Here is a 2,084-nt window from a genome sequence, read left to right as displayed (position 1 = left end):
CACCAACACCATCGCCGAGCCGAACAAGGTGGTGCCGGTGACCAGCAAGGCGAGCGGGCTCGGCAAAGAGTTCAGCTATCGCTTCGCGCCGTATTCGGTCACCGTGCTGGTGCTGTCGACCAAATAGGCAGCGCCGAAGCGCTATGCCGTCCGTCAGGTCGAAAAACCGCCTTCACTAAACGGCATGAGGCGCGGAGGCCTCGGTTTCCGCGCCGCCGGATTGCACGTTTTGAGACGGTAGCTTTTTTTTTGCGTCATGAATTTGCACGATGTCCCCCATTTTTTTGCGAGTGATTTAGAGATGAAAACAAAGCACATACCACCCAAGCCGCTGTTGACGAGCACGACAATGAGAGCGGCCGCCACGGCATTGACCCTGTTCGTTGGCTCGGCTGGCAATTGCTGGGCTCAAAAGCTCGAGGGCCTGGCCGCCACCCCGCAAATGGGCTGGAACAGCTGGAACAAATTTGCCTGCAATATCGACGAGCGCATGATCCGCGAGACCGCCGATGCCATGGTCAAGTCGGGCTTGAAGGACGTTGGCTTCCAGTACGTGAACATTGACGATTGCTGGCAAGGCCAGCGCGACGCCGACGGCAACATCCAGCCCGACGCCAAGCACTTCCCATCCGGCATGAAGGCGCTGGCGGACTATGTGCATGGCAAGGGACTCAAGCTGGGCATCTACTCGGACGCCGGCGCGACCACCTGCGACGGCCGTCCCGGCAGCCGTGGCCACGAATATCAGGATGCGCGGACCTATGCGCGCTGGGGCATCGATTACGTCAAGTACGACTGGTGCGACACTGCGGGCTTGAACGCCGAAGCGGCCTACACGACGATGAGCGACGCGATCGCCAAGTCGGGCCGTCCGATGGTATTCAGCGTGTGCGAATGGGGCATGAGCAAGCCATGGGAGTGGGCCGGCAAGGTCGCCCATTCGTGGCGCACCACGCCCGATATCTATAATTGCTTCGACTGCGAATTCAGTCCCGGCTTCTCGACCGGCCTGGGCGTGCTGCGCGTCCTCGACAAGCAGGCAAACCTGCGCAAGTTCGCGGGGCCCGGCCACTGGAACGATATGGACATGCTCGAAGTGGGCAATGGCATGAGCGAGGATGAAGACCGCGCCCATCTGTCCATCTGGGCCATGATGGCTTCGCCCCTCATCCTGGGCAACGACCTGCGTTCCATGTCCGAGTCGACCCGTCGCATCCTGACCAACCCCGGCGTGATCGCGGTGAACCAGGACAAGCTGGGCGTGCAGGCGCTGCGCGTCCTGGCCGACGGTCCGCTGGAGGTCTATGCCAAGCCGCTCGACGGCGGCAAATGGGCACTGATGTTCCTGAACCGCTCCAACCAGCCTGCCGACGTTCACCATGACTGGAAGAAGCAAGTTCTGATCGATGACCTGAGCAAGCGGTCGGTTGACTTCAAGCAGACCGTCTACCGCTGGTCCGACCTGTGGAGCAACAAGACAGGCGACACCAGCGCCAAACTGGACGCGCGACTGGCGCCGCACAGCGTGCTGATGCTGCTCCTGAGTGGCCCTGCGAAACCATAGGGCGCGCCCGGCCGGGCGACGCTTCCGCGCCAATGCGTCATCAGGAATTACGCGACCTTCCTGAGGGCGCCCTGCCAAGGCCGTGATGGTGCTGGCGCTTCGTGATCATCCTCAGTGTGACAGGGAGGCGTGAATCCAGCCATGCCTTGGCGCCCGATCTTTTCCGTTTTCCCTGCTCGCCCCAATTGGGTACCGAGCATGTCGATTGCACTTATCCGGCGTCGCGGCGCTCGTCAGCCGCCTGGTCCGCAGGCAGCTCGCGCTCGGAAAATTGCCAGTAATCGAACTTGAACAGTTCTTCGCCGGCCGCACCGTGGAACACGAAGAAGAGATCCTGGACGCCGGAGGCGCCGGCGATCCGGACAGACTGCGGCTTCCATTGGCCGCCGGTTCCCGCGACCGGCAGCGTGCCGATCAACTTGCCGTCGAGCTTGCCCAAACGAATCTCTATCGTCGCCCCGGTGGCCTGCTTCAGCTTGGCCGTGCTGGAGAGGCTGGCCATGAAGGCGCGCGCGCCGGC

At 62.3% G+C, this 2,084-nt stretch carries 2 protein-coding genes; one reads left to right on the top strand and one right to left on the bottom strand.

The window, feature by feature from the left end:
• Positions 1 to 349 precede the first annotated feature (349 nt).
• Positions 350 to 1,564 (top strand): glycoside hydrolase family 27 protein, encoded by a 1,215-nt coding sequence (locus ASC93_RS09815; RefSeq protein ID WP_056440559.1) that lies wholly within the window; start codon positions 350 to 352, stop codon positions 1,562 to 1,564.
• Positions 1,565 to 1,775: 211 nt separating this feature from the next.
• On the opposite strand, the gene ASC93_RS31645 is transcribed toward ASC93_RS09815, so the two are convergent.
• Positions 1,776 to 2,084: carbohydrate-binding protein (locus ASC93_RS31645; RefSeq protein WP_200958295.1), on the bottom strand; the 309-nt coding region annotated here is incomplete at its 5' end.

It is taken from the genome of Massilia sp. Root335 (assembly GCF_001425685.1).
Classification (GTDB): Bacteria; Pseudomonadota; Gammaproteobacteria; order Burkholderiales; family Burkholderiaceae_D; genus Telluria; species Telluria luteola.
This window is presented reverse-complemented; position numbering and strand designations above follow the sequence as displayed.

Bases quoted from the DNA above. Each gene is read 5' to 3' on its own strand.
- ASC93_RS09815 (WP_056440559.1), top strand. From the start codon at position 350: ATGAGAGCGGCCGCCACGGCATTGACCCTGTTCGTTGGCTCGGCTGGC.